The following is a 25,984-nucleotide window of genomic DNA, read 5'->3' as shown; positions in this document are numbered from 1 at the left end:
GGCCTCGGGCGGCCCGACGGTATCAGGAAAGCTGGTGCGTCAGATTACCGCAGGTCGCGTCCCGCGCTCTGCACCATGCTCGCAATACGTTGCTGGAGGCGTAGAAAGACGGCACGCATAAAGCTGATGGTCAGGCTGGTTCCCTCCACCACCGTGATGCCAATCAGTGACGCCATTTTTTTGACCAGATGGAACACCCAGCCACTCACATCGGATGATACTTCTATGGCCTTGTGCAGAAAAATTGCCAGCCGGTCCATCAGTGTCAAAGTCGTTGAGCCCGCCACCACTAATGCGACACCCGTGGCGTGGAGCACTTTTTTACAGACGTACATCAATGCGGCATTCACCAGTTCGAGTGAGCGGGCGCTGAAGGATACGAGTCCATCGGATTCCAGCCACCGTTCAATCGTGTTGTCCAGGTAACCCTGGGGACGGTTGTTTTTGAGCACCTCCCAGGAGCGTGCGTCGTTGGCTGAATCCACGTAGCGCTTGATTTTATGGTATTCCCAGGGGATGGCGGCGACCGGGGATTGAATCCGATAGTCCACATCCTGGGTCGGGACGTGAGTGAACGGCCAGGTTGGTACCATCGCGACGGGATCGGTGCGGTGGTAGGCCCGGTATATGTTGTTGGAACTCAGGCGAGATGTACACTTTCGGGCGAACATGTCCAGCCCAACCCGCGGGCTCCCGAAGGTGTAGAGCTTGACGGGCAGGGAAGAGCGGGCGCGTATCCAGTCAGCGGCGAGGGAGGCCAGGGCACCGCCAAGGCTGTGCCCGAGACAATGAATCATGGATACGCCCTTCAGTTCGCCAATGAATTTCTTCAGGTCGTTCAGTACGGAATCGAAAGCGTAGTAAAACCCCTGGTGAATCGGGGTGCCGGTATGCGATGTCTTTATTCCGGCATTGAGATCGGTCAGCGCGTCGTAGAGGCTCGATGTGCCTTTGAAAAGAACGAAGGCCTCATTTTTGTGCTTGCCTTTGCCCTTCGAAAAAATGGCGACTGTTTGGCGCTTTTTGATAATGTACCCACCGGTTACTCCGCTTACCGCGTTTGAAGAGGATAGCGCCATATCCGACTTATAAGCTTGAGTAAAATCGCTGAACGTTATTTCAGAAGTGACGCCATAGACATCGCGAGTCAGTTCCGAAGCGAATGTGGGTTGTAGTTCTGAAGACATCTACTCACTCCTTGTGCAAAGTGTATTCATGATCGATCCGTACTGACGGGTTATTTTCATGTCATTGGTCAGTTCGCAAGAGAGGTTGATTGGCTGGCCTCCCAATTCGGCGTTTTCTTCTGGTTCGCGTTTTGAGTTTGACCAGATTTTCTTTACTTCACCTTCTGTTTCTACGTAGATTCCTTGAGCGATGACCAGCTCGATCGGCAACGCTCTATTCATAATGGAACGCTCAAACGCCGCAGGGAATGTAAAGTAACCATTTTCGTCGGTAGTTGTTCTATCTTGCTGAGGTTCAAGCCACTCCCACCTTCTGATAACAACGGCGTTTTTCAACGGCTCTCCGTTCACCGTAACTCTGGCCTTAAACTCAGAAAATACACAGACTTTTCCGATATCAAACAGGGACATAGCCATACCTCCTTGACTGATCAATAGTAAAACGATACCGCATAGTGTTTGCCGCATGGGCGGTCTCTCCGGAGCTGTCCTGCATTGGCCGGAACGGCGCTTGGTCGGGAAAGGGAGGGGGTAGGCATCTTTCCTTGACGTTGGGCGCTGTCCTGACGGCGGTGTCATTCGCTGGCTCCGCCAGCGCTGTCAATCATAGCAAAGTGGGAGAACAGGCAAAATGACAGGGAGGTAATTGCGCCAGAACCGTGGCGTTTTGTGAGTCAGATCACAGCCTTCGTCAAGGGCGGTCAGCGGCAAAGTTCCATCACTTTGAAGCCGTCCTGGTCAACCAGCACTTCGGCGTGAGTAAAGAGTCCGCGGGCTTTCCGTTCAAGAGGAATGAATCGGTTCACCACAAACCAGGCTCGACCCGTGGGCGTCAGATGGGCGTAAGCACTGCGTAAAAACCGGTCCGTCAAATCCCCGCTGACGCTGAACCCCTGGTGAAAGGGCGGGTTGCACAGCACGGCATCAAAGGTGTCGGTAATGCGCTCGCCACAGTCGGCGCCAATCACCTCGGCGGGCACGCTGTTGCGTTCAGCATTGTAGCTGGCCATGGCCAGGGCGGCGGCGTTATTGTCGGTCAGTACCCGCCGCTGCAGGGGTAGGCGATGAGTCATCAGCCCGAGGTAACCGTAGCCACACCCCAGGTCCAACAGGCTCGTCGCACCACTGCGGCGCAGGCGCGGTGCTGCCTGCTCCCAGAGCAGGGCGCTACCCTTGTCCCGCTTATGCCAGCCGAACAGTCCGGGCTTACTGAAAAACTCGACGCCGTCTTCTGTGAAAATCGCGCGAGGGGAGGTGTAATCGCTGTCGTCCAGGGGCTGGTTCAAGTGTTCCAGTCGGCGCAATCGGGCCACATAGAGTTGGCCGGCTTTTTTGGCTTTCTCTTGCACGCCCAGGTAGGCGGCGGCTTTGTCGATATAGGTTTTGGTCCCTTCGGTTTTGTGGCCACATATGACCAGTTCGCCGCCGGGTTTCAGGCAACGCCCGGCCTCATTGATGACATGGTGAACCACGGGCTTTTCTTTGGAAACACGATAGAACACCCGGTCCAGAGTGTCGTTGGCCCAGGGGCTGAAATCGAAGTCGCTGAAGTGTGTATCCAGACCGGCTTTACGAGTGCGCTCGGCCTGGTCCCATCGGTTGGTGATGACGCGGATGGATCGATTGCTGGGCACGGATTCGCTCTGGGCGTGCTCATCCAGACACCATAGGCTGTCCAGGCCCGGGTCCGTTTGTATCTGTTCCATAAGCCACTGGGAGGCGCTGTCAGACACGGGCGATTTCATCCTCGGTCAGCGGACGGAAGTCGCCGGGCGCCAATTCGGGGTCGAGCACAATCCCGCCCACGGCGAGTCGATGCAGTTCAACGACCCGATTCCCCGTGGCGGCGAACATGCGTTTGACCTGATGGTAGCGACCTTCCTGAATCGTGACTCGCGCGCGCCGCTCTTCCAGTGGCTCCAAGGTGGCCGGCAGGGTCGGCTTGCTTTCATTGTTGAGCAGAATGCCTTCGGCAAACTGCTTGGCGACGTCTGGCGCAATGGGGTCGGCGGTGGTGACGTCATACACTTTGGCGCAGGCGCGCCGAGGGGAGGTGATCCGGTGATTCCAGGTGCCGTCGTCGGTCAGCAGCAACAAGCCGGTGGTGTCTTTGTCCAGACGGCCGACAATCTGCAGGCCGTCGGCCAGTTCCGGCGGCAGCAGATCCAACACGCAGGGCTGGCTGTTGTCCCGGGTGGCACTGAGCGTGCCTGCCGGTTTGTGCAGCATCAGGTAGCGGGCCCGGGGGAGGGTGAGTAGTTCGCCGTCCAGCGTGACCTGCTCGTTCCCCGTCAGTGCCTGGCTGACACTTTTGGTGGTGACACCATCGACCTGCACCCGCTTGCCGTAGAGGGCGATACGTACGCCCTTGCGGGACAGGCCGGTGCATTGGCTGATGTATTTGTCCAGGCGCATGGCCATGCCGAACTCGCTACTGGCCGATGCTCTTTTCGCCGGACTCTACGGTCTGGTAAATCAGGGTATTGATGGTCATGGGGCCGACGCCGCCGGGCACCGGGGTATAGGCACTGACCCGGTCGACCAGGGGTTCGAGTTCAATGTCGCCCACTTTTTCCGGATGGTAGCCGGCATCGACCACTACGGCGCCGTCTTTGATCCAGTCCGCTTTGATGAATTCCGGGCGGCCAACGGCGCCCACGACGATATCGGCCTGGCGAACCAGCTCGGGCAGGTTTCTGGTGCGGGAGTGGCAGATGGTCACGGTGGCATTGGCCCCGAGCAGCATCATGGCCATGGGCTTGCCCAGTATGGCGCTGCGACCAACCACGACGGCGTGCTTGCCTTCCAGTTCGATGTCGTAGGCGTCCAGCAGGCGCATGATGCCTTTGGGGGTCGCACAGCCGTAGGCTTCCTCGCCCATGCTCATACGACCAAAACCGAGACAGGTGACGCCGTCGACGTCTTTTTCCAGACTGATGGCGTCGAAGCAGCGACGCTCGTCAATCTGCGCCGGGACCGGGTGCTGCAGCAGAATGCCGTGCACATTGGGATCGTTGTTCAACTCGTCGATTTTGGCGAGCAGCTCGTCGGTGGTGGTGCTCGCCGGCAGCTCAATGCGCAGGGATTCCATGCCAATGCGCTCACAGGCGTTGCCCTTCATTTTCACGTAGGTGGCCGAGGCCGGATCATCACCCACCAGAATGGTGGCCAGAATAGGGGCCTGGCCGTCGCTGCGGGCTTTGAGATCAGCAACACGCTGGGCGAGCTCTTGCTCGGTTTTTTTGGCGAGGGCTTTACCGTCGAGAATCTGTGCTGGCATGGACCGAATTCCTCATGCTGGGCTGGAGTGGAAAAGGGCGCTATTGTCCCACAGTGCTCCGCTCAGGCAAAGCGCCGTTGTGGTGTCGTTGGGGGAAACAGGGAGGGGGAAGTGGGGTGGCTGACGGGGCTCGAACCCGCGACAACTGGAATCACAATCCAGGACTCTACCAACTGAGCTACAGCCACCATTGCACGGTGTTGCCCCGATTGCCGGGGTCAATTTCAGGGCGCGTACTCTACCGAAGTTTTCGGTATGAATCCAGACCTTTGAGGTCTTACCCTGATACAGGTTTGTCGTCTGACGAGCCTTCCGATCTTTCAGTGGATTCATTACCCCACGTTGAAGATGGCGCGCCCGGCAGGACTCGAACCTGCGACCACCCGCTTAGAAGGCGGGTGCTCTATCCAGCTGAGCTACGGGCGCATGGCTGGGAAATCTCGCAGGCGATTGGTCGGAGTGGAGGGATTCGAACCCCCGACATTCTGCTCCCAAAGCAGACGCGCTACCAGGCTGCGCTACACTCCGCCGTAGACCGAATGGCCATCCAGTGGACGCCGTCATTCGCGAGGTGCGCATAATACCGATGGTGCCCCACCGCGTCAACGGTAAATTGGCACTACGGCTGAGGGGCGTGCTGCGGCACTTGTGTCTGCCACGGCGGCTCGTCAGAATAGCGGCTTACCAGATGTGAGGAGTAAGCATGCAGGATACCCCCAAGCAAAACGAGGTCGATCGCCAGCGGGAGGCCGAACTGGGTATGGCGATGAAGATGGGGATGCGTCGCCTGGCGTCCGGCGTATCGGTGCTGTCCACCCGTTCCGACGATGGTGAGCGTCATGCCATGACGGTCTCCTCGGTCACGTCGGTGTCAGACAACCCCGCGTCCCTGCTGGTCTGCGTGAATAAACAGGTGGCGCTGGAGGGACATCTATCCACTCCCGGGACACCTTTTGCCATCAATATATTGGGCGCCGACCAGCAGGCCATTTCAAATCGATGCGCCGGCTTTGAGGGGAATCAGCCCCGTTTCAGTATCGGAGATTGGCGCCAGGGGCGGGGCGAGGTGCCTTACCTGGCGGACGCTCAGGCAACCTTCTTCTGCGAGTCGGACCAGATACTGACCTATGGCACCCATCACATTGTGGTAGCCCGGATTCACGAAGTGAAACTCGGGGAGTTGGCCGTCGATCCGTTGATTTATGTTGATGGTGGCTACAGCTCACTCGTGCCCCGCTGAAGCGCGTTGACGACGGTTCCGGAGCGCCTCGATCGGGCGCATGGATGGCGTCGAAATAATCTCGAGCGCGCGTAATAATACGCTTGCTTTATGAAAGTTTTGTGGCTACGGGAGTTTCGCGGTTAAGGTCCACTAACTGTTTTATGCACATTAGCGGTGCGGCGGTTGTCAAGGCTTCCGACAGCGGGCGAAAACTTCGTTATATCCCGGCTTGACATTCGTAACATATTGATAAATAAAGGAAAAATCGAGACGGTTATTTTTTGGGCAATCTGTGCAACGGTCAGAGTTGATGCGGGTTGGAGGCACTTTCCCAAAAAGTATCCACCAAGTTATCCACAGAAAATGTGGACAAGAAAAATGTGAATTTTTTGTGTCATCAGCCGGCTTTCCCTGTGGAGGCGGCTTGTCATCCCCGGGCCTGTGGAAGCGGGCTACACTTTAAAGCGATCGGTATCAATGCAGGACGGATCTAACCCTATGACCCAAGAGCTCACGGTGGCCGTACTCGGAGGCGGAAGCTTCGGAACGGCCATTGCCAACATTATTGCCGAAAACGGCGTTCGCACCTTTCTCTGGATGCGTGACTCCGCCAGCGCCGCCGAGACCCAGGCGGCGCGGGAGAATCGGCGCTATCTGCCCGGACAGCGGCTGGCTGACGGTCTGGAGGTGACATCGGATCTCGACCGGGCGGTGTCCGGCAGCGATCTGGTATTCGTGTCTATTCCCAGTCACTCCTTTCGGGCGGTAACCCGGCAGATTGCACCGCTACTGCGAAAAGAGGCAATGGTGATCAGTACGGCCAAGGGCATTGAGCCAAAGGGCTTTACTCTGATGAGTCAGGTTCTTGAGCAGGAGTTGCCTGAACATGCCATTGGGGTGCTCAGCGGCCCGAACTTCGCCAAGGAAATTGTGGCCCGACAACAGACCGGCACGGTCATTGCCAGTGAGAGCGAGGCACTGATTCGACAGGTCCAGAGCTGTCTGCGCTCCGAGACCTTCCGGGTCTACGCCAACCCTGACCGGTATGGCGTTGAACTCGGTGGTGCGTTGAAAAACATTTATGCCATTGTATGCGGTATGGCTGCGGCGCTGGGGGCGGGGCACAACACCCAGGCGATGCTGTTGACCCGCAGTCTGGCGGAAATGGGGCGCTTTGCCGCTGCTATGGGGGCCAACCCGATGACGTTCCTGGGCCTGGCCGGCGTGGGCGATCTGATTCTTACCTGCACCTCGGACCTCAGCCGCAACTATCGGGTGGGCTATGCGCTCGGGCAGGGTCAGCCCCTGGAGCAGGTCATCCAGGGGTTGGGGCAGGTCGCCGAGGGGGTTAACACGCTGCGTCAGGTCAAACAGAAGGCGGACGAGCTGGGCGTTTATATGCCTCTTGTTTCGGGGCTTTTTGCGGTACTATTTGAGGGTGAGGCAATCGCTGATGTCGCCCGGAAACTGATGCTGGGCGAACAAAACCACGACGTGGAATATATGGGAGCGCACTAATGGACACAGAATCTCTGAAAACCAATGTGACATCGGGCAAGCACTGGCTGCGGCTGGTCTACATGCTGCTGTTTGCCGTACTGCTCTATGTGGCCGGGCTGGTCATGGGGGTCGTGATCGTCCTGCAGTTCCTGTTTGCACTGTTGACCGGAAGCCCCAATGGCAATCTGCGTCAGTTCGGGGAGTCGCTGGCGCTGTACATTTACCGGGTGCTGGAATTTCTCACCTACAGTCGCGACGACAAGCCGTTTCCGTTCAGTGACTGGCCGGACGCAACTGTTCCCTCTTCCTCAACAGCGCCTTCTTCAACAGCGCCGCGTCGCAAAACCAGGCCCCGGGCGGCGGCCGCGTCGTCGAATGACAAGTCTGCTCCGAACAAAGAAGACCAGAATAATACCGGCGACGATCATCCGCGTAATTGAGGTGCTTGAATGAAAACCCTGTTCATAATGCGCCATGGCCAGGCTCAGGCCAAGGCGTCATCCGATGCCGAGCGGCCCTTGACCGCCCGGGGAGCGGCCGACGTTGAGCGGGTCACCAATGCGCTGAGCGCGGAGTTATCCGAGCTGGATCAGCTATGGGTCAGTCCCTACCGTCGGGCCCGGCAGACCGCCGCGATTGTCAATCAGGTGTTGGGCCGCGGTGCGGAGCCGGTCGTGACCGAATTACTGACTCCCGATGCGGATCTGGAAGCGCTGTGTGCGCAACTGCAAGTGTGCGAAGAAGAGCATGTGTTGTTGGTGAGCCATATGCCGTTGGTGGGTGACCTGATTCACTATCTGACCGGTGCCGAGCCGGGCCGTTACCCGATGGGGACGGCCTCCGTCGCCTGTCTGACCATGGATGTGGTCGCGGCCGGTGTTGGAGAGCTGCGCTGGCTGCGCCACCGGGACGACTGACGCATGGTGGTCCCGGTGGTTGCGTGGTATCGACTTCTCGGCGTCGGGGTGACCGTCGCGATCATCTGGAGCGGCTCCAGTTGGGCGGCGCGGGGTGGCGATGAACCGCTGGTGGTGCGCTATCCGGATATGAGTAGTCCTCTGGATCAGCGGAACACCTATTTTGAGGATCTGTTGCGCCTGGCGCTGGATAAAACCCGTGACGACTTTGGCGATTACCGTCTCCAGGCGGTTCCTCTGCGCGTCCCTCAGGGGCGTATACTCCGGTTGCTGTCCGCCGGCGAGCAAGTGGATGTGCTCTGGAGTATGACCACGCGCAATCGGGAGCGGCACTTGCGGCCCGTGCGCATTCCGCTGACAAAGGGGATGGTGGGGTATCGTTTGCTGGTGGTACGAGCGAGTGACCACGCCCGTTTTGCCGACACGAAAACGGTCGAAGATCTCGCCCGGCATGTGGCCGGTCAGGCGGCCGACTGGCCGGACACGGACATTCTCCGGCACAACGAACTGCCCGTGACCACCAGTGGTTATTTTTCGCTTTTCACCATGTTGCAGCACGGGCGCATTGATTATATTCCCCGCGCCCTGAGTGAACCCTGGGTCGAAGTGGCGCAGCGCTCGGAGCTCGATCTGAAGGTCGAGCCGACGTTGTTGCTGTATTACCCGGCGGCGAGCTATTTTTTCGTCCGTCGCCAGAACACCGCTTTGGCGCAACGTCTGGAACAGGGGCTTGAACGGGCGATTGCGGATGGCAGTTTCGATGAGCTTTTCTATCAACACCCCAGTCATCGGCCGGTCTTCAAACGCGGTGAGTTATCCGATCGGCGAGTGCTGAGGCTGACCAATCCCCTGTTGCCGGAGTCTGTGCCTTTGAACCGACCGGAGTTGTGGTGGCGCCCCGAAACCCTGAGTGCTACTGAAATCGACCGCGACGACTCCGAGGTGTCTGAACCATGATTCGGGAGCGAACCTTCTCCTTGCCGGGGTTGACCCTGGCGGCTCAGGAGTGGGGCGACCCCGGTGGCGAGCCGGTTCTGGCGCTGCATGGCTGGCTGGATAACAGTGCCAGTTTCCAGGCGTTGGCGCCGCTGCTTCCGGGGGCCCATATTGTGGCGCTGGATCTCGCCGGTCACGGTCGCAGCGGCCACCGGCCCGGCGCTGGCCCCTACAACATCTGGGAAGATGTCTCTGAACTGTTCGAGGTTGCCGATCAACTGGGCTGGAATCAGTTTTCCATACTCGGCCATTCCCGCGGCGGTATCATCGGGATGATTGCGGCGGGCACCTTTCCCGAGCGAATTACCCGGCTGGCACTGATCGAAGCACTGTGGCCCGAGGTGCACCAGCCGCGGGAGGCGCCGCGTCAGCTGGCCCGCTCCATTCTGGAAATGCGCTCGTTGCGGACTAAGCCGCTCAGCGTTTATCGGGATCTGGAGCTCGCCGCCAAGGCGCGTGCCCGGGGCATGTTCCCGCTCAGTATTGGTGCGGCCGAGGCGTTGACCCAGCGCGGCACAAAGCGGGTCGCGGACGGTTATTCCTGGAGCACAGACCAACGCCTTCTGGCGCCTTCCGCAGTGAAGCTGACGGAGGATTATATCGAGGCGTTTCTCGCCTGTGCGACGGCGGACATGGCAATGATTCTGGGGCGGGACGGAATTCCCCGATTGTTCAGTCACTACCGGGAGGCGTTGCAGCGGTTTCCCGAGCGGTTGGACTGGATTGAACTGCCCGGTGGTCATCATCTGCACCTGGAGTCCCAGGCGCCACAGGTGGCCGACTGTCTGCGTCGGTTTTTCAATGGGCAGGCGTTGGGGTGGCATGGGCCCTCAGAGCCTTTGCCCCGGTCGGGCGATCCGATCTGAGATGGGGGAATGACATGCGATTGAGGCGTTATCGCGCAGTAACCTTTCTTCTGAATAGGGCGTTGTCGGGTGTGGCCCTTTGTCTGGCCGCCACCTCCGCACTCGCACAGAGCACGACACAGGTGCCGGAATTTCTGGGACTGGAGGACTTCCCCGAAGCCCGGATAATGATGCGTGAGTATCGCCCGGATGAGACTTATGTGCTGGCGCTGTCCACTTACAAAAAGCTGGGAGGAACCTGGTCAGCGGAGCGGGAGCAGCGAGTCCGGGGGAATGTGCTGAGGCGCACACTGGAGTTGCCGTCAGGCTATAGCGCCCGGGAGGGGTTTGCGTTTTACGAAAAGCAACTGACGGCCGGTCGCGCCAGAGAACTGTTCGCTTGTGAGGAGCGCGAGTGTGGCGGCAGCATCAATTGGGCCAACAATCACTTCAACGTCATTCAGTTGTACGGTCTGGATCAGTTTCAGTATTACAGTGTGTTTGAAATTGTTCGCGATGATACGGTCTATTACGCGAGTCTGTATTCAGTCCGTCGCGGCAACCGGCGGGTTTACGTCCAACTGGATCTGGTTCAGATGCCGGAAGTGGAGCGCCCCTCTCTCACGGTAAACCCGACGGTGCTGGGAGAGCGTTTGCGTGAGGCGGGTTATTTTGTGTTGCCGGGGTTCGATGTGGTGGGCTCAGCTCAGGACTGGCAAGTCTCAGTGGCCGAGTCGACTATCGAAGCGTTGGCCGCACTGTTGCGTCAGGAACCGAATTGGGTCGTCGCCCTGGTCGGGCACGACTATGGCGCCGGTTCACTGGAGTCGCAGCAGGCACAGTCGATGGAATACGCGGAGCAGGTGCGAGAGAAGCTCAAAGCGCGCGGCATTGATGAGCAGCGGATGCCGGTGTTCGGGTTGGGAAGCCTGTCGCCCGCCGGGAAGGGGGAGAGAAGCGCTCGGGTCGAGGTCGTGCGTTTACCCGAGCGCTGAGTATTGATCCTAGCGAAGCAGCGACAGAAATTCGGTGCGTGTCGCCTGGTTGCTGCGGAACGTGCCCAGCATGGCAGAGGTTTTCATCACCGAGTTCTGTTTTTCCACGCCGCGCATCATCATGCACATATGTTGTGCCTCGATGATCACGCCCACGCCTGAGGCGCCGGTGATATTCTGGATGGATTCGGCAATCTGCACGGTGAGTTGCTCCTGAATCTGCAGGCGGCGCGCAAACATGTCGACGATGCGGGCCACCTTTGACAGGCCCAGCACATGTCCGGTGGGTATATAGGCGACGTGGGCCTTGCCGATAAAGGGCAGCAGGTGGTGCTCGCAAAGGGAGTACAGCTCGATGTCCTTGACCATGATCATTTCGCTGGAGTCGGAGGGAAAGAGGGCGCCATTGACGACCTCATCCAGACTCTGTTCGTATCCCTTGGTCAAAAACTGGAAGGCTTTGGCCGCCCGCTCAGGGGTGTCGGCCAGTCCCGGACGTGTCAGATCTTCGCCGATGCCTTCAATAATCCGGGCAAAATGTTCTTTCATTGTCTGTTCCTCAACCCTGTGGGGGCCTGCGAGCTTTTCAGGAGGGCAGCTACCCTACGGCAAGCGGCCAGTTTGGTAAAGGGTTTTTTACGGCTGGATGCCTCTTCCGGATCATTGGCTCCGGTAACCATGGGCTTTCGCCAGGCGTGGTCGAGAGAGCCCACCCCTAGTGGCTCATAACCGTTACAATAGCGACTTTATTTAACAACTCAAAGGGCATTACCGTGTCATCCTCGCACGCCGCGCCGGAATGGGCGCCTCTGAAAACGGTTCGTGACTTTATTCGCTGGGGCGCAAGCCGTTTCAGTGCGGAAGGTCTGTTTTTTGGTCATGGCACTGATAATGCCTGGGATGAGGCCGTACAACTAGTGCTTCATACCTTGCATCTGCCCGTTCAGAACAGTCGCCAGGAGTGGCTGGATGCGCGGCTGACCGATCCCGAGCGCCAGGCGGTGGTGGCGCTGCTGGAACGTCGCATTCGAGAGCGCGTGCCCGCCGCCTATCTTACCGGTGAAGCCTGGTTCTGCGGACTTCGCTTCGCGGTGGATGAGCGGGTATTGGTGCCGCGCTCTCCCATCGCCGAATTGATTGAGGCCGGATTTGAGCCCTGGCTGGAAGTCGAGCCCGAGCGTGTGCTGGACCTTTGTACCGGCAGTGGCTGCATTGGTATTGCCTGCGCCTATGCCTTTCCGGATGCACGGGTGGACCTGAGTGATATCTCTCCGGATGCGCTTGCGGTGGCCCGGGCCAATATCAGATCGCATCTGTTGGAGGGGCGTGTCGAAGCGCTGGAATCGGATGGCTTCGCCGAACTCTCGGGGCGCCGCTATGACCTGATCGTCAGCAACCCGCCCTATGTCGATGCCCAAGATCTGGCCAACATGCCGGCGGAGTACCGCGCCGAGCCTGAACTGGGGCTGGGTTCCGGGGATGATGGCCTGGATTTTACCCGACGGCTGCTCGCCGAGGCACCCCGGCATTTGACCGAGGACGGTATTCTGGTGGTGGAGGTGGGTAATTCCCGGGCGGCGCTGGAGCGGGCCTTCCCCGAGCTACCCTTTACCTGGGTGGAGTTCGAGCGGGGCGGTCACGGCGTATTCGTGCTCAGCGCTCGGGCGCTGGCGGCCTTTTCTGAGGTATAATCTCCCTCTTTTTGCGTAGACGAGAAATTCGGAACCGATTATGTCCGGCAATAGCTTTGGCAAACTGTTCACCTTAACCACTTTCGGCGAGAGCCACGGTCCTGCGCTGGGCGCGGTAGTCGATGGCTGCCCGCCGGGGTTGGCACTGTCGGAGGAAGATCTGCAGCTCGATCTGGACCGGCGTAAGCCCGGCCAGTCCCGCTACACCACACAGCGGCGCGAAGCTGATCAGGTGCGGATTCTGTCCGGAGTGTTCGAGGGCAAAACCACGGGTACACCTATCGGCCTGTTGATCGAAAACACCGATCAACGCTCCAAGGACTACTCCAAAATCAAGGATCAGTTCCGCCCGGCCCACGCTGACTACACCTACCATCACAAATACGGCGTGCGTGACTATCGTGGCGGTGGTCGCTCCTCCGCTCGCGAGACGGCCATGCGGGTGGCGGCCGGTGCGATTGCCAAAAAATATCTGCGCGAGCGCTACGGCATCGAAGTGCGCGGTTACCTGTCGCAGTTGGGGCCCATTGCCATTGAATCGGTGGATTGGGACCAGATCAGCCAGAATCCCTTCTTCTGCCCCGATGCCTCCAAGGTATCGGAGATGGAAACCTATATGCAGGCGCTGGCCAAAGAGGGTAACTCTGTGGGCGCCAAGATTACCGTGGTGGCCAGTGGCGTGCAGCCGGGATTGGGTGAACCGGTTTTTGACCGGTTGGATGCAGAGATCGCCCATGCGCTGATGAGCATCAACGCGGTGAAAGGGGTGGAGATTGGTGCGGGCTTTGCGTCCGTGGCGCAAAAGGGTACCGAGCATCGCGATGAGCTGACCCCGGAGGGCTTTGCCTCCAACAACGCCGGCGGCATTCTGGGCGGCATTTCGTCGGGCCAGGACATTGTCGCGCACTTGGCCCTCAAGCCCACCTCCAGCTTGCGAGTGCCCGGGCGCAGCATTGATGTGCACGGCGACCCGGTGGAAGTGATTACCACTGGCCGTCACGACCCGTGCGTGGGCATTCGGGCCACACCCATTGCCGAGGCCATGTTGGCCCTGGTGTTGATGGACCACTGTCTGCGCCACCGGGCGCAGAATACGGACGTGCGCGTCGATACGCCGGTGATTCCCGCGCAGTCGTGATTCCCCGTCGCGACTGTGGCATGCTGGGGCTCTGTCCCGGCATGCCGTACACCCGGCAGGTCGGGCTCTGAGAAATTCCCGGAGCCTGTTCATGCAAGATCTCACCTTATCCCTGATTCAGACCAGCATTGCCCCGGACGCTCCGGAGCGCAATCTGGCCGGCTATGAACCCTGGCTGGAGCAGGCCAGGGGCAGTGACCTGGTGATACTCCCGGAAGTGTTTACCACCGGATTCAGCGCCACGGCGCGGGACCACGCTGAAGTCGTGGGCGGGCGCGCCTGGCAGTGGTTGGCGCGCTGGGCGTCCGAGCTGGATGCAGTGGTGACCGGCTCTCTGGTGGTGAAGGACAATGACCATTACAGCAATCGCCTGGTGTGGATGCGCCCCGATGGTAGCTGGGTACACTATGACAAGCGGCACCTGTTTCGTATGGCGGGCGAGCACAAGCGCTATGCCGTGGGACAGGAGCGGGTGTTGGTGGAGCTGAATGGCTGGCGTGTTCTGCCGATGATCTGCTACGACCTGCGCTTTCCCGTGTGGAGTCGCAATCGGGACGATTACGATCTGGCCCTGTATGTGGCCAACTGGCCCGCCGCCCGATCGTTGCACTGGCGGCGATTGTTGCAGGCGAGGGCGATCGAGAATCTGAGTTATGTGGTGGGTGTGAATCGCATCGGGGTGGATGAGAAGGATCAGAGTTACAGCGGTGACAGTGCCATTTATGGTCCGGCTGGCGAGGTGTTGGTCGATGCAGAGGATAGCGAAGGGTGTTTTACCTCGGTGCTCAGTGCGGAAAGGCTGACCCAATACCGGGAGTCATTTCCCGCCCATCTGGATGCGGATGGGTTTGAGATATTGCGCTGAGTGTTGGTTCTGATTGGGTAACGGCGGAGCCGCATCCGCCGTTACCCAACTCCGAATACCGCTTCTTAAAAATGCAGATTCAAAGACGCGTAAGGCCCGCTCAATTCCACATCAGCGGTCACGTCTTCATTGATCTCCAGGTTCATCTGCCGGTAGCCGACCTCAATACCCAGATCCAGGGCCATAGAGTCAATAAAGTCATAAGCCACGTTGACGCTCATGTCGCTCAGGCTGTTGTCGTCGTAATTGATCACGTTCGCCTGGCCACCCACAGACAGGCCGGTCAACGGCAGATCAAAACGGGCCTTGCCGTACACCATGGGAATGGCTTCATCCAACACGACGTTCTGAGAATTGCCGACCGTTTCGCTTTCGGCCTGTACATAGCCATCGAATTTACGGATAGTCAGGCCCAGGTCAAAGCTCACCCAGTTGTCCAGCAGTTCATAATACAAAGTGCCATCGATATGGGTCAGGTCAACGTCTGTGGCCACTTCGCCGGGGGTAAAAGTCTCGCCGTCCAAGGTGAAGGTGTCGACGATGGTGGCCGATTGAGAGCTGCTCAGATCGGTATGCTGAAGACGCACATTGGGAAGCAGCGGAATAGGGTGTTCGAAGGCGAGGTAGAAATAGTTGTTGTCGCTTTCATTGAGGCCCAACTCGTTGACATCAATATCGTTATTGGTGTCACCGATCACACCGGAGTAATCGCTTTGCCATTGGCCAGCGCCGGCGTAAACGCCGAGAAAGTCCGCTGAGGCCAACGGTGCGGCCAGCATCAGACCACTTGCAAGCATCACTTTTTTCATAACATCGTTCCCATTTTTGGTTGGGTGAATGGACTGACCCGTATCTTAGCAGAGCAGACCGTAAAAAGTGTGACGTAGAGCAAAACAGTGCTTCAAGCGCAACATGTCGGCGCGACAAACGTGTTTTTCGCTCACTGTCACTTCAGCCCTGCAACAACTGCAGAAACACCCGTGCGGCGTTATTCAGACTGCGCTGTTTATGGTGAATGGCACCGAGGTTCCGGGTGATCACGGTGTGGTCCAGAGGCAAAGGGTGCACCTGACCATCACCCAGCAGGGTTTGTGGTAAAACCCCCCAGCCGAGACCGATGGATACCATCATTTTCAGTGTATCGAGGTGGTTTGTGACCATACCGACATCGAGCGCCAGGGACTGCTCATCGAACAGCGCCTGAACAAGACGTGTGGTGTAGGTGTTGGTATCCGGCAAAATCGCCTGCCAGGGGCTGAGGTCTTTCAGGGTCAGGGACTGCCGCTGGGCCAGGGGGTGATTATGCGAGACCACGAAGTGCAGTTGGTCGCGCCAGATTATCTCTTCCGCCATGCGCGGGTCGGACTCCGGTGCCAGGGTGACAATGCCCAGGTCAAACCGTCCCTGCAGCACTTCGCCGTACGCCTGCTCCGAGTCCAGAAAATGCAGATCCAGCTTCACCTCGGGATAGCGCTCGGTGAAGTGACGCAGGGTGGGGGGGAGGCGGTGCAGTCCGATGTGGTGGCTGGTGGCAATACTGAGCGCGCCGCGCACCTCGCCCTGAAGGTCGGTAATGGCACGCTCGGCGTCCGCCACCTCCTGCAGAATCCGTTTGGCATTGGGCAGCAGGGACAAACCGGCATGGGTCAGGCTGATCTGGCGCCCAACCCGGTCAAACAGGGGGCTGTTCAACTGCTGCTCCAGGGTGGCGATCCGCTTGCTCACGGCGGGCTGGGTCAGGTGCAGGCGCTGGCCAGCGGCGGAAAACGAACCGGTTTCGGCAACGGCCACAAAGGCCTGTAGGTGTTGTGTATCCATAACCTGTCAGTCTATCCATTCCATAATGGAATGCAATAGATAAAAATTATAAATTTGTTTTATTGGTTGCGGGCCCTTAAAATACGCCTGAATCGTGATCTGCTTTGAGAAGACAACCCTTATGAGCGCCAGAACCCTTTACGACAAATTGTGGGATGCCCATCTCGTGCAAAAGCGCGACGACGGCTCAGCCTTGATCTATATCGATCGGCACATCATTCACGAAGTGACCTCGCCCCAGGCCTTCGAAGGTCTGCGCTTGGCGGGTCGCAAACCCTGGCGGGCGGATTCCATCCTGGCGACGCCGGACCACAACGTCCCGACCACCTCGAAAGAGCGAGCCTCGGGCGTTTCCGGCATTCAGGATCCGGTGTCCCTGATCCAGGTGAAAACCCTCGACGACAACTGCGACGAGTACGGTATCACCGAGTACAAGATCAACGACCAGCGTCAGGGCATTGTGCATGTGATCGGGCCGGAGTCCGGTGCCAGTCTGCCGGGGATGACCATCGTCTGTGGTGACTCCCATACCGCCACCAACGGTGCCCTGGGCGCTCTGGCGCACGGCATTGGTACCAGTGAGGTGGAGCATGTGATGGCCACCCAGTGTCTGGTCGCCAAAAAGATGAAGAACATGTTGATCCGGGTCGACGGTGAACTCGGCCCCGGTGTCACCCCGAAAGATGTGGTCCTGGCCATCATCGCCAGAATCGGCACCGCCGGCGGTACCGGTTATGCCATCGAGTTTGGTGGCGATGTGTTCCGCAATATGAGCATGGAAGGGCGGATGACCGTCTGTAATATGGCCATCGAAGCCGGTGCCCGCGCGGGCATGGTGGCGGTGGATCAGACCACCATCGACTATGTGGAAGGTCGGCCCTACGCTCCGAAAGGCGAAAACTGGACCAAGGCGGTAGACGCTTGGCGCGACCTCAAAAGCGACGAAGGTGCGCACTTTGACCGCGTGGTGGAGATGCGCGGTGAGGACATCAAGCCCCAGGTCAGTTGGGGCACCTCGCCGGAGATGGTGGTGTCCATTGACGACTCTGTGCCGGACCCGGAGGCGGAAGCCGACGCGGTCAAGCGCGAAAGCATGAAGCGGGCCCTGCAGTATATGGGGCTTCAGGCCGGGCAGCCGATGCGCTCCATCAAGCTCGACCGGGTGTTTATCGGCTCCTGCACCAACTCCCGGATTGAAGACATTCGGGCGGCGGCCGCAGTGGTCAAAGGCAAACGCAAAGCCGATTCGGTCAAAGAAGCGATTGTGGTGCCGGGTTCCGGTACCGTGAAAGCCCAGGCGGAAAAAGAAGGCCTGGATAAAATCTTTATCGACGCCGGTATTGAGTGGCGGGAGCCGGGTTGCTCCATGTGTCTGGCCATGAATGCCGACAAGTTGGGTGCCGGCGAGCACTGTGCCTCCACCTCGAACCGAAACTTCGAGGGGCGTCAGGGCTACGGCGGCCGCACCCATCTGGTCAGTCCGGCCATGGCTGCAGCGGCCGCCATTGCGGGTCACTTTGTCGATGTGCGAGAAATTACCGGAGGGCAGGCCGCATGAAATCCTTTACTCAAATGACCGGCATCGCCGCACCCATGGATCGGGCCAACGTCGATACCGACATGATCATTCCCAAGCAGTTTCTGAAGTCGATCAAGCGCACCGGCTTTGGCAAAAACCTGTTTGACGAATTGCGCTATCTCGACGAGGGGCAGCCGGATCAGGATTGTAGCGGTCGCCCGCTCAACCCTGATTTTCCGCTCAATTTCGCGCGCTATCAGGGTGCGACGGTACTGCTCGCCCGGGAAAACTTCGGTTGCGGTTCCAGCCGGGAGCATGCGCCCTGGGCGTTGGATGATTACGGCTTCCGCTGCATTATTGCCCCGAGTTTTGCGGAGATTTTTTACAACAACTGTTTCAAAAACGGTCTGCTGCCGATCGTTCTGGATGCGGACATTGTCGACCGCCTGTTCAACGAGATGTATGCGCAGGAAGGGTATCAGTTGACCATCGACCTGGAGCAGCAGACGGTCACTACGCCGAGCGGTGAATCATTTGCGTTCGAGATCGATGAGTTCCGCAAGCACTGTCTGTTGAATGGCCTGGATGATATCGGTTTGACGCTTGAGCATGCCGATGCGATCAAGGCCTACGAAGCGCAGCGCCGTAAAGACGCGCCTTGGCTCTTTGACGGATTGCGGTAAAGAGATTTGGGGACGGCGTAAGGTCCGGTTCGGAAAGGGGCAACCTTTTCAAGACACGCCGTAAACCCATCCCTGGGGGCTCGCATCGCGGGTCCCCCGCTACACGGTCTTGAAAAGGTTGCCCCTTCCCGAACCTCGGTGCCATGAACGACCATCGCGATAAGCGTAGGGTGGAGCCGAGCGCAGCGGTATGGAGCCGTCATCCACCAAAATGAGCTTGAAACAGCACCCAAGCATGTAATCGACAGGAAAAATACCAACAGGAGACCCCCAGTGGGAAAACAGATTCTATTATTCCCGGGCGACGGCATTGGCCCGGAAATCGTGGCCGAAGCCAAAAAAGTGCTGGATCTGGTCAACGACCAGTTCCACCTCGGCCTGAGCTTTGAAGAAGACCTGATGGGCGGCTGCTCCATCGACAAACACGGCGTGCCTCTGGCCGACGAAGCCCTGGAGAAAGCCCGCCAGTCCGACGCGATTCTGCTCGGCGCTGTCGGCGGCCCCAAGTGGGACAAGCTGGACCGGGCCATCCGGCCGGAAAAAGGCCTGTTGAAAATCCGCTCCTCCCTGGAGCTGTATGCCAACCTGCGTCCGGCCATGCTCTACCCGCAACTGGTGGAAGCCTCCAGTCTCAAGCCGGAAGTGGTGTCCGGTCTGGATATCCTGATCGTCCGCGAGCTCACCGGTGGCATCTACTTCGGTGAACCCCGGGGCATTCGCACCCTGGAGAATGGCGAGCGCGAAGGGTTCAATACATACAAGTACAGCGAAAGCGAAATCGAGCGCATCGGTCGTACGGCTTTTGAGATGGCGCGCAAGCGGAACAAGAAGGTCTGCTCGGTGGACAAAGCCAATGTGCTGGAAGCGACCATGCTCTGGCGCGAAGTCATGGACCGGCTGGCCCCGGAATATCCGGACGTGGAGTTGTCCCATATGTACGTGGACAACGCCGCCATGCAGCTGGTGCGCGCGCCCAAGCAGTTTGACGTGATCGTCACCGGCAACATGTTCGGCGACATCCTGTCCGACGCCGCCGCCATGCTCACCGGCTCCATCGGCATGCTGCCCTCGGCGTCCCTCGACAAAAACGGCCGGGGCATGTACGAACCCTGCCACGGGTCGGCGCCGGATATAGCCGGGCAGGGCATTGCCAATCCGTTGGCGACCATACTGTCCGCCGCGATGATGTTGCGTTATTCTCTGTCTATGACCGACGCGGCGGACGCCATCGAGGCGGCCGTGGGTAAGGTGTTGGACCAGGGGTTGCGCACTGCGGATATTGTGACCGAGGGCAGCCGTAAAGTGTCCACGGCGGAAATGGGCGATGCGGTGGTTGCGGCTTTGCAAGCTTAGTCTTGCTGGGTAACGGCGGATGCGACCTTTGGCCTCCGAAACTCGGACCGATCCGCCCTACGCAAACTTTGGCACTTAGGGTCGAGGAGGGTAAACCCTTCCTGGACCGTGGAGCGGGGGACCCTCGATTCGAGCCTACAGGGATGTATGTACGGCGTGTCCAGGAAGGGTTTACCCTCCTTGACCCGGACGTGATGGGCCTTTCGCCACAAAACGCAAAACAGAATTCACTCACTGAGAAAGAGAGAACTATTATGAAAGTAGGTTTTATCGGATGGCGCGGCATGGTCGGCTCCGTATTGATGGAGCGCATGCAGGCAGAGAACGACTTTGCGGACATCGAGCCGGTGTTCTTCTCCACCTCCAACGCCGGTGGTAAAGCCCCTGCGGTGGTGGACGGCGTGCCGCCCCTGAAAGACGCCTTTGACCTGGACGCCCTCAGAGCGCTGGATGCGATCATCACCTGTCAGGGCGGCGACTACACCACCCAAGTGTTCGGCAAGCTGCGCGAGAGTGGCTGGAAAGGCTACTGGATCGACGCCGCCTCCACCCTGCGTATGGCCGACGACGCCGCACTGGTGCTGGACCCGGTCAACCTGGACGTCATCAAAGACAGTATCGCCAAAGGCGTGAAAAACTACGTTGGCGGCAACTGCACCGTCAGCCTCATGCTGATGGGCCTTGGCGGGTTGTTCCAGAACAACCTGGTCGAATGGGCCACCTCAATGACCTATCAGGCCGCCAGTGGGGCCGGTGCTCAGAATATGCGCGAGCTGCTCAACCAGATGGGTGCCCTGCGCGATTCCGTCGCCAGAGAGCTGGACGACCCGGCTTCGGCGATTCTGGAAATCGACCGCAAAGTGGCCGCCGCCATGCGCAGCGACGACTTTCCGACCGACCAGTTCGGCGCGCCCCTGGCGGGCAGCCTGCTGCCGTTTATCGACAAGCAACTGGATAACCGCCAGAGCAAAGAAGAGTGGAAAGGGCACGTCGAGACCAACAAGATTCTCGGTCGCAGCGACAACCCGGTGCCCATCGATGGGATCTGCGTTCGCATCGGCTCTATGCGCTGCCACAGCCAGGCGCTGACCATCAAACTGAACAAAGACGTGCCGCTGGATGAGGTCGAAACCATGCTGGCCGAAGCCAACCAGTGGGCCAAGGTGGTGCCAAATGAGCGGGAAGCCACACTGCGTGACCTCACGCCGACGGCGGTAACCGGGACACTGACGGTGCCGGTGGGACGTCTGCGCAAGATGAATATGGGCTCCCAGTACCTGTCCGCCTTCACGGTGGGTGACCAGCTCCTGTGGGGGGCTGCTGAACCGCTGCGTCGCGTATTGCGCATTCTCAAAGAGGCCTGATTATCCTCGGGTAAGTTGAGCCCCGCCCGGTCCGACCGCGCGGGGTTTTTTGTATGGCAGGGACGGGGAACTCAATTCGGATCTCTGAAAAGTTCCCTGTCGCCGGCGCCAAAATCCTTGTTTTTTGTGCGGCGGTGCAAAGAATGTATAAAAACATGCCATAAAGCCCGTCTCTTGACGGGCTAAAGTGTTGATAAAAAGCTACTTATAATGAATACTTACAGCCATTAGTGAAGAATTATTCTAGGTTTTATAACTCCTGCTAAGCCAAATCAGGTTCACCGTGCCGTCAAAATCGACGGGAGAGTCGATGACTTCAGTCGGGCACATGGGGCCAGGGAGATAATAAAGGATCGTCCTATGCATCTGCTTCGTAAGCTGAGTTTTGTGATCGGATTGGCCGTCTTGCTGGTTGCTCAACCAGGATTTGCCTTGGGGCTTGGGGAATCCGAGTTGAAATCGGCGCTCAACCAGCCCTTCCAGGCGGACATCCGGTTGACCAACCTGAGAGGGTTGAGTCGCAATGAGATTATCGTCCGGCTCGCTTCCCGGGAAGATTTCGAACGTGCCGGGCTGGAGCGCATGGCGTTCTACGGTCAGCTTGAGTTCGAACTGTTGCTGGACCATCCTGAAGGCCCGATTGTACGGGTCACCACCCAGCAGCCGGTGCGGGAACCCTACATGAACTTCCTGGTAGAGGCGCGCTGGGCCAGTGGCCGACTGTTGCGCGAGTACACGTTCCTGCTGGATCTCCCCACCTTTGATGATGACCGCCAGACCCAGCCCGTCCAGTCTGCCACCTCGGGCAGTACCCGGGCGGCGCCGGAGCGTCAAGCAGGGGCACGCCCCCAGACAACTCAGCGCTCTGAACCCGAAGCCCGACAGCAGGCTGGCTACGACGGTGATACCTACTCCGTCACATCCGATGACACCCTGTGGGAGATCGCTCTGCGGGTCCGTCCGGGGCGTGACCTGTCGGTTCAACAGACCATGTTGGCGATTCAGCGTAAAAACCCGGAGGCCTTCATCAATGGCAACATCAACCTGCTCCGCGAGGGTCAGGTACTGCGCTTGCCCAATCGCGATGAAATTCGCAATCTGAATCCGCAGAACGCGGTGCGTGAAGTGGCCGAGCACAACCGGGAGTGGTCTGGCGGCGCCATGGGAGCGCAACTGGATGCCGGTCAGCGCAGCGCCTCCCGGCGTAGCGGTCCCAGTGACGTCAGCGGTCAGGTGCGTCTGGCGGCGCCGAGTCAGGGCAGTGCCGGTGATGCCGGGCAGGGTGGCGGTGCCAGCACGGATTCCGGTGCCGAGCTCCAGGCCGAATTGTCCGCCGCTCAGGAAGAGTTGGACAAGAGTCGCCGGGAAAACCGGGAGTTGTCCTCCCGCGTGGAAGAGCTGGAAGCGCAGATCGAGACGATGGAGAGCCTGATTGAAGCCAGCAACGAGCAGTTGCGAGCGCTTCAGGCTACCGCTCAACAAAACCGCGATGCCCGGCAGGCCGAACCGGAAGCGACTCGAGACAGCACCGAAGCCCAGGCGCGCAGTGAGGTTGAACCCCAGCCGTCCGAGGACACTGAGGCGGAGGCGTCCCAGACCGATCGCCAGGCCGACCAGGCCGCCGTGGCTGAGGACGACCGCGGCAAGCGGGTGGTACGTTCCGTTCCGCAAGAAAAGACATTGATCGATCACGTAATGGACAACCTCCTCTGGATTGGGGTGGGTGCGCTGGTGATCCTGCTGGGCGCGTTTGCCGCGCTGCGCCGTCGGCAACAGAACAGCGAGCCGGTCGAGCGGAATGACGATGACGATTTTGAGCCCGCTTTTGACGAAGAAGGGTTTTCCGATGAGTTTGAGTCCGATGAGGTCGGCGGTGACGAAGCCGGTATTGATCTGGCGCAGGACGATGCCGGGCGCGAGGAGCCGGAAGATTGGGATGAGCAAACGGATGATTCCGTTGAAGCGGAGACCGGTGATGTCGTTGGTGAGGCCGATATTTACATCGCCTACGGCAAACTGGACCAGGCGGAAGAGTTGCTGCTCAAGGGGCTGGAAAAAGAGCCCACCTCCCCCGCGATCCTGTCCAAGTTGCTGGAAGTCTATGCGGAAAATCGCGATGTCGAAGCCTTTGATCGGCACTACTCCACGCTACTGGGAACCGACGATCGGTCGGCCATTCAGCGGGCCGGTGAGCTTCGGGATACGATTCCCGGCGCCGGTGAATTCGATGTCAACGCGCTTGATACAGGTGCCGCGTCCCCCGAGGATAAGGAAGACTTCAGTTCTCTTGAGGACACTGGCGCTGATGATTTTGATTTCAAACTGGACCTGGACGAAGCGTCCGGGTCATCACGACGCGACGACAAGTCGACTGATGACGACAGTGAGTTGAGTCTGGACGATGACTTCAACTTCGATCTCGATGATGATCTGGATCTTGACGATGAGGCCATCGAGCCCGTAACCACGGAGTCGGACCTGGATGCGTCGTCCAACCGGTATGACCTGTCGTTTGACGAGTCCGAGTCGGCGTCGCCTGACGAGGAGTTCTCTCTGGACTTCGATCTGGATGACGACAGTGATCAGGTTACGCTGCAGCCGGAATCCGCCTCTGACGAGCGCTCCGCCGACGACGATCAGGATGATTTCCCGGAGCTTGATCTCAAGCTGGATGAAGAGACCGACGCGCCCGGGACCGAAAGCATCAGTGCCGACGACGACTGGAATTTCGAACTGGATGAAACCTCGTCCGAGGGCGACATCGAAGCCCTGGATGATGCGCTGTCCGACCTGGATGAGGAGCCATCAGAAACCTCGTCGTTGACTTCGCAGCCGGTGGACACTGCGGACTCGGACAGTGATTCCGGGACCGTGGCTGAGGATGACCTGTCATTCGACCTGCAGGACGATGCGGACGACGAGCTGACCGTACATGAATCCGGCCTGGATCGCGACGCCACCTCCGAAGATGAGCAGGAGGCGGGTCAGGATGCGTTCGCGGATCTGGACGATGCGCTGTCAGAAGACTGGTCCGACGCCCAGCGCGATCAGGAGCCCGGGGTTGAGCCGACCTCGTCCCCGAGTGACAGTGATGACGTTGACCTGGATGCGCTGGATACCGGGGACCTCGATCTGTCGTCGCTGGATGAGGAAATGAGCGATCTGGATGCCGATCTCGAAGGAGACGCCACGTCAGAGACCCCGGGCGCTCCGGTTGCTGATGAGGCCGACTCTGCGGACATTGGGCAGAGATCAGAGTCGGTGTCGGGCGATGTCGATGAAGATCAGATGTTTGAAGAGGCGTTGTCGGGACTCTCATCTGAGGATACGGCGGCCACCGATTCGGATTCGCAGCCGTCCGAGGAGGATATGGATGCGGAACTGGATTTCCTGGCCGATACCGATGAGGCCGCGACCAAGCTCGATCTCGCCCGCGCCTACATCGATATGGGCGATGCGGACGGTGCCCGTGATATTCTCGAAGAGGTGCGCCAGGAGGGCAACGAGCAGCAACAACAGGAAGCGGAGGAACTGCTGGGTCGGATCGAGAGCTGATTTCTTCCTCGGGTTCTCCCGCAAAGCCTTGCGCATTCCGTGCGCAGGGCTTTGTTTTTTCAGGATTGGCGTTGTCCTCTGAAATGGCCGACTGTCGAGACAAGAGCAAGTGATGACTGAAACCCATCTGACCCAGCCCAGGGCCTACAAGCGCAATGCAGAGATTTTTCCCGACACCGAGTGGCCCGAGGGTATGAATCGGGTAGCCCTGGCGGTGGAGTATCAGGGGACCCATTACCACGGATTCCAGACACAACCCAGTGGGGTGCCCACCGTTCAGGGGCATCTGGAGAAGGCGCTCAGTGCGGTGGCCAATGAGCCGATCAGCCTGATCTGTGCCGGCCGGACCGACGCCGGCGTTCACGCCACCGGGCAAATCGTCCATTTCGACACCCTGGCACAGAGGCCGGAAAAGGCCTGGGTGCTGGGAACCCGCGCACAGCTGCCTTTTGACATCGCGGTACGCTGGGCGAGGCCGGTGCAGCCCGGATTTCACGCCCGATTCAGTGCCCGCTCACGCACCTACCGCTATCTGATTTCAGACCGGGATACCTACTCGGCGTTGACCCATCAACACATCACCTGGTCCCGCAAGCGGCTGAATGTGGATGCCATGCGCAAAGCGGCCCAGGCTCTGGTCGGAGAGCATGACTTCACGTCATTCCGGGCCAGCCAGTGCCAGGCTCGCAGCCCGGTTCGCCGGATTGACTATCTGCACCTCGCCCGGCGCGGCGACCTGATTGTGCTCGAGGTCCGGGCCAACGCTTTTTTGCATCATATGGTACGCAATATTGTGGGGGTTCTTCTGGCCATCGGTTCCGGTGAGGCGGCGGTGAGCTGGGCCGCGGACATTCTCGCGGCCCGGGATCGCAGCGCGGGGGGTGTGACGGCGCGCCCCTTTGGGCTGTATCTGGTTCATGTCGATTACCCGACATCGTTTGGTCTGCCCGAGGGCCGGCCGGGCCCGATTTTCGTGCCGGAACCTCTGGGTGGGCTGGCGGAAAATCCCTGATCCGGCGGCCTCTGGCAGCAATTTGTCCGGATTTCTGCTAGTAT

The 25,984-nt window shown here is 59.2% G+C and carries 23 protein-coding genes, 3 tRNA genes and 1 pseudogene; 16 read left to right on the top strand and 11 right to left on the bottom strand.

The features are described 5' to 3' along the window. Positions 1 to 44 precede the first annotated feature (44 nt). The 8 genes from OOT55_RS06275 to OOT55_RS06240 form a co-directional block, all read right to left on the bottom strand. Positions 45 to 1,187 carry a lipase family protein gene (locus tag OOT55_RS06275; RefSeq protein ID WP_265368269.1) on the bottom strand — a complete coding sequence of 381 codons (1,143 nt, stop codon included), beginning with the start codon at positions 1,185 to 1,187 and terminating at the stop codon, positions 45 to 47. Continuing rightward, positions 1,188 to 1,598, bottom strand: coding sequence for a DUF6795 domain-containing protein (locus tag OOT55_RS06270; protein WP_265368268.1), 411 nt, complete (start codon positions 1,596 to 1,598; stop codon positions 1,188 to 1,190). It abuts the gene before it with no gap. Between the two features lie 290 nt (positions 1,599 to 1,888). Then, entirely contained in the window at positions 1,889 to 2,920 is a 1,032-nt protein-coding gene (locus OOT55_RS06265; protein ID WP_265368267.1) for a methyltransferase, read from the bottom strand. Further along, the gene (locus tag OOT55_RS06260; RefSeq protein WP_322113827.1) at positions 2,913 to 3,608 is read right to left on the bottom strand and encodes a pseudouridine synthase; all 696 of its coding nucleotides are present in this window, start codon (positions 3,606 to 3,608) and stop codon (positions 2,913 to 2,915) included. The genes OOT55_RS06265 and OOT55_RS06260 overlap by 8 nt, the downstream gene beginning before the upstream one ends. A gap of 10 nt (positions 3,609 to 3,618) precedes the next feature. Continuing rightward, positions 3,619 to 4,467, bottom strand: coding sequence for a bifunctional methylenetetrahydrofolate dehydrogenase/methenyltetrahydrofolate cyclohydrolase FolD (gene folD / locus OOT55_RS06255; RefSeq protein WP_265368266.1), 849 nt, complete (start codon positions 4,465 to 4,467; stop codon positions 3,619 to 3,621). Between the two features lie 112 nt (positions 4,468 to 4,579). Further along, positions 4,580 to 4,655 (bottom strand) — tRNA-His (locus tag OOT55_RS06250). A 161-nt stretch (positions 4,656 to 4,816) separates the two neighbouring features. After that, positions 4,817 to 4,893: transfer RNA gene (locus tag OOT55_RS06245), tRNA-Arg, on the bottom strand. Between the two features lie 25 nt (positions 4,894 to 4,918). Further along, positions 4,919 to 4,995 (bottom strand) — tRNA-Pro (locus OOT55_RS06240). Between the two features lie 175 nt (positions 4,996 to 5,170). Between OOT55_RS06240 and OOT55_RS06235 the strand changes: the two genes are divergently transcribed. From OOT55_RS06235 to OOT55_RS06205, 7 genes are all read left to right on the top strand, one after another. Continuing rightward, entirely contained in the window at positions 5,171 to 5,707 is a 537-nt protein-coding gene (locus OOT55_RS06235) for a flavin reductase family protein (protein ID WP_265368265.1), read from the top strand. Positions 5,708 to 6,187: 480 nt separating this feature from the next. Next, a complete protein-coding gene (locus OOT55_RS06230) occupies positions 6,188 to 7,207 on the top strand; it encodes an NAD(P)H-dependent glycerol-3-phosphate dehydrogenase (protein WP_265368264.1) in 1,020 nt (339 codons plus the stop codon). After that, positions 7,207 to 7,629: a DUF4389 domain-containing protein gene (locus tag OOT55_RS06225; RefSeq protein WP_265368263.1), complete on the top strand. Its 423-nt coding sequence runs from the start codon at positions 7,207 to 7,209 to the stop codon at positions 7,627 to 7,629. The genes OOT55_RS06230 and OOT55_RS06225 overlap by 1 nt, the downstream gene beginning before the upstream one ends. A 9-nt stretch (positions 7,630 to 7,638) precedes the next feature. Continuing rightward, positions 7,639 to 8,106 carry a phosphohistidine phosphatase SixA gene (gene sixA, locus OOT55_RS06220; RefSeq protein WP_265368262.1) on the top strand — a complete coding sequence of 156 codons (468 nt, stop codon included), beginning with the start codon at positions 7,639 to 7,641 and terminating at the stop codon, positions 8,104 to 8,106. Between the two features lie 3 nt (positions 8,107 to 8,109). Then, the gene (locus OOT55_RS06215; protein ID WP_265368261.1) at positions 8,110 to 9,063 is read left to right on the top strand and encodes a substrate-binding periplasmic protein; all 954 of its coding nucleotides are present in this window, start codon (positions 8,110 to 8,112) and stop codon (positions 9,061 to 9,063) included. Further along, positions 9,060 to 9,968 carry an alpha/beta hydrolase gene (locus tag OOT55_RS06210; RefSeq protein ID WP_265368260.1) on the top strand — a complete coding sequence of 303 codons (909 nt, stop codon included), beginning with the start codon at positions 9,060 to 9,062 and terminating at the stop codon, positions 9,966 to 9,968. Before OOT55_RS06215 ends, OOT55_RS06210 begins: the two co-directional genes overlap by 4 nt. A 14-nt stretch (positions 9,969 to 9,982) precedes the next feature. Continuing rightward, entirely contained in the window at positions 9,983 to 10,942 is a 960-nt protein-coding gene (locus OOT55_RS06205) for a DUF4892 domain-containing protein (RefSeq protein WP_265368259.1), read from the top strand. 9 nt (positions 10,943 to 10,951) lie between these two features. Here OOT55_RS06205 and folE read toward each other — a convergent pair. Then, positions 10,952 to 11,494: pseudogene (folE, locus tag OOT55_RS06200) on the bottom strand (GTP cyclohydrolase I FolE); the annotation flags it as partial. Positions 11,495 to 11,715: 221 nt separating this feature from the next. On the opposite strand from folE, the gene prmB reads away from it, so the two are divergent. From prmB to OOT55_RS06185, 3 genes are all read left to right on the top strand, one after another. Then, on the top strand, positions 11,716 to 12,633 hold the full coding sequence (gene prmB / locus OOT55_RS06195) for a 50S ribosomal protein L3 N(5)-glutamine methyltransferase (RefSeq protein ID WP_265368258.1): 918 nt from the start codon (positions 11,716 to 11,718) through the stop codon (positions 12,631 to 12,633). A 40-nt stretch (positions 12,634 to 12,673) separates the two neighbouring features. Next, the gene (gene aroC, locus OOT55_RS06190) at positions 12,674 to 13,771 is read left to right on the top strand and encodes a chorismate synthase (RefSeq protein ID WP_265368257.1); all 1,098 of its coding nucleotides are present in this window, start codon (positions 12,674 to 12,676) and stop codon (positions 13,769 to 13,771) included. A gap of 91 nt (positions 13,772 to 13,862) precedes the next feature. Further along, positions 13,863 to 14,636 carry an amidohydrolase gene (locus tag OOT55_RS06185; RefSeq protein ID WP_265368256.1) on the top strand — a complete coding sequence of 258 codons (774 nt, stop codon included), beginning with the start codon at positions 13,863 to 13,865 and terminating at the stop codon, positions 14,634 to 14,636. Between the two features lie 65 nt (positions 14,637 to 14,701). Here OOT55_RS06185 and OOT55_RS06180 read toward each other — a convergent pair whose 3' ends face one another. Both OOT55_RS06180 and OOT55_RS06175 read right to left on the bottom strand, forming a co-directional pair. Then, a complete protein-coding gene (locus OOT55_RS06180) occupies positions 14,702 to 15,445 on the bottom strand; it encodes a TIGR04219 family outer membrane beta-barrel protein (RefSeq protein WP_265368255.1) in 744 nt (247 codons plus the stop codon). Positions 15,446 to 15,587: 142 nt separating this feature from the next. Beyond that, positions 15,588 to 16,454 (bottom strand): LysR family transcriptional regulator, encoded by an 867-nt coding sequence (locus OOT55_RS06175; RefSeq protein WP_265368254.1) that lies wholly within the window; start codon positions 16,452 to 16,454, stop codon positions 15,588 to 15,590. 121 nt (positions 16,455 to 16,575) lie between these two features. Here OOT55_RS06175 and leuC point away from each other — a divergent pair, with 121 nt between their 5' ends. The 6 genes from leuC (at position 16,576) to truA (ending at position 25,940) form a co-directional block, all read left to right on the top strand. Continuing rightward, positions 16,576 to 18,012, top strand: coding sequence for a 3-isopropylmalate dehydratase large subunit (gene leuC / locus OOT55_RS06170; RefSeq protein WP_265368253.1), 1,437 nt, complete (start codon positions 16,576 to 16,578; stop codon positions 18,010 to 18,012). Then, positions 18,009 to 18,656, top strand: a complete 648-nt coding sequence (leuD, locus tag OOT55_RS06165; RefSeq protein ID WP_265368252.1) for a 3-isopropylmalate dehydratase small subunit — start codon at positions 18,009 to 18,011, stop codon at positions 18,654 to 18,656. The genes leuC and leuD overlap by 4 nt, the downstream gene beginning before the upstream one ends. Before the next feature lie 273 nt (positions 18,657 to 18,929). Continuing rightward, positions 18,930 to 20,009, top strand: a complete 1,080-nt coding sequence (gene leuB, locus OOT55_RS06160; RefSeq protein ID WP_265368251.1) for a 3-isopropylmalate dehydrogenase — start codon at positions 18,930 to 18,932, stop codon at positions 20,007 to 20,009. A gap of 254 nt (positions 20,010 to 20,263) precedes the next feature. After that, positions 20,264 to 21,373 (top strand): aspartate-semialdehyde dehydrogenase, encoded by a 1,110-nt coding sequence (asd, locus tag OOT55_RS06155; protein ID WP_265368250.1) that lies wholly within the window; start codon positions 20,264 to 20,266, stop codon positions 21,371 to 21,373. Positions 21,374 to 21,733: 360 nt separating this feature from the next. Next, positions 21,734 to 24,928, top strand: coding sequence for a FimV/HubP family polar landmark protein (locus OOT55_RS06150; RefSeq protein WP_265368249.1), 3,195 nt, complete (start codon positions 21,734 to 21,736; stop codon positions 24,926 to 24,928). A 112-nt stretch (positions 24,929 to 25,040) separates the two neighbouring features. Further along, complete coding sequence (gene truA / locus OOT55_RS06145; RefSeq protein WP_416140978.1) at positions 25,041 to 25,940, top strand: tRNA pseudouridine(38-40) synthase TruA; 900 nt, start codon at positions 25,041 to 25,043, stop codon at positions 25,938 to 25,940. Positions 25,941 to 25,984 lie beyond the last annotated feature (44 nt).

The sequence above is a fragment of the Marinimicrobium sp. C6131 genome (assembly GCF_026153455.1).
Taxonomy (GTDB): Bacteria; Pseudomonadota; Gammaproteobacteria; order Pseudomonadales; family Cellvibrionaceae; genus Marinimicrobium.
The sequence above is the reverse complement of the archived record's forward strand: the minus strand, read 5'-3'. Positions and strand labels throughout refer to the sequence as shown.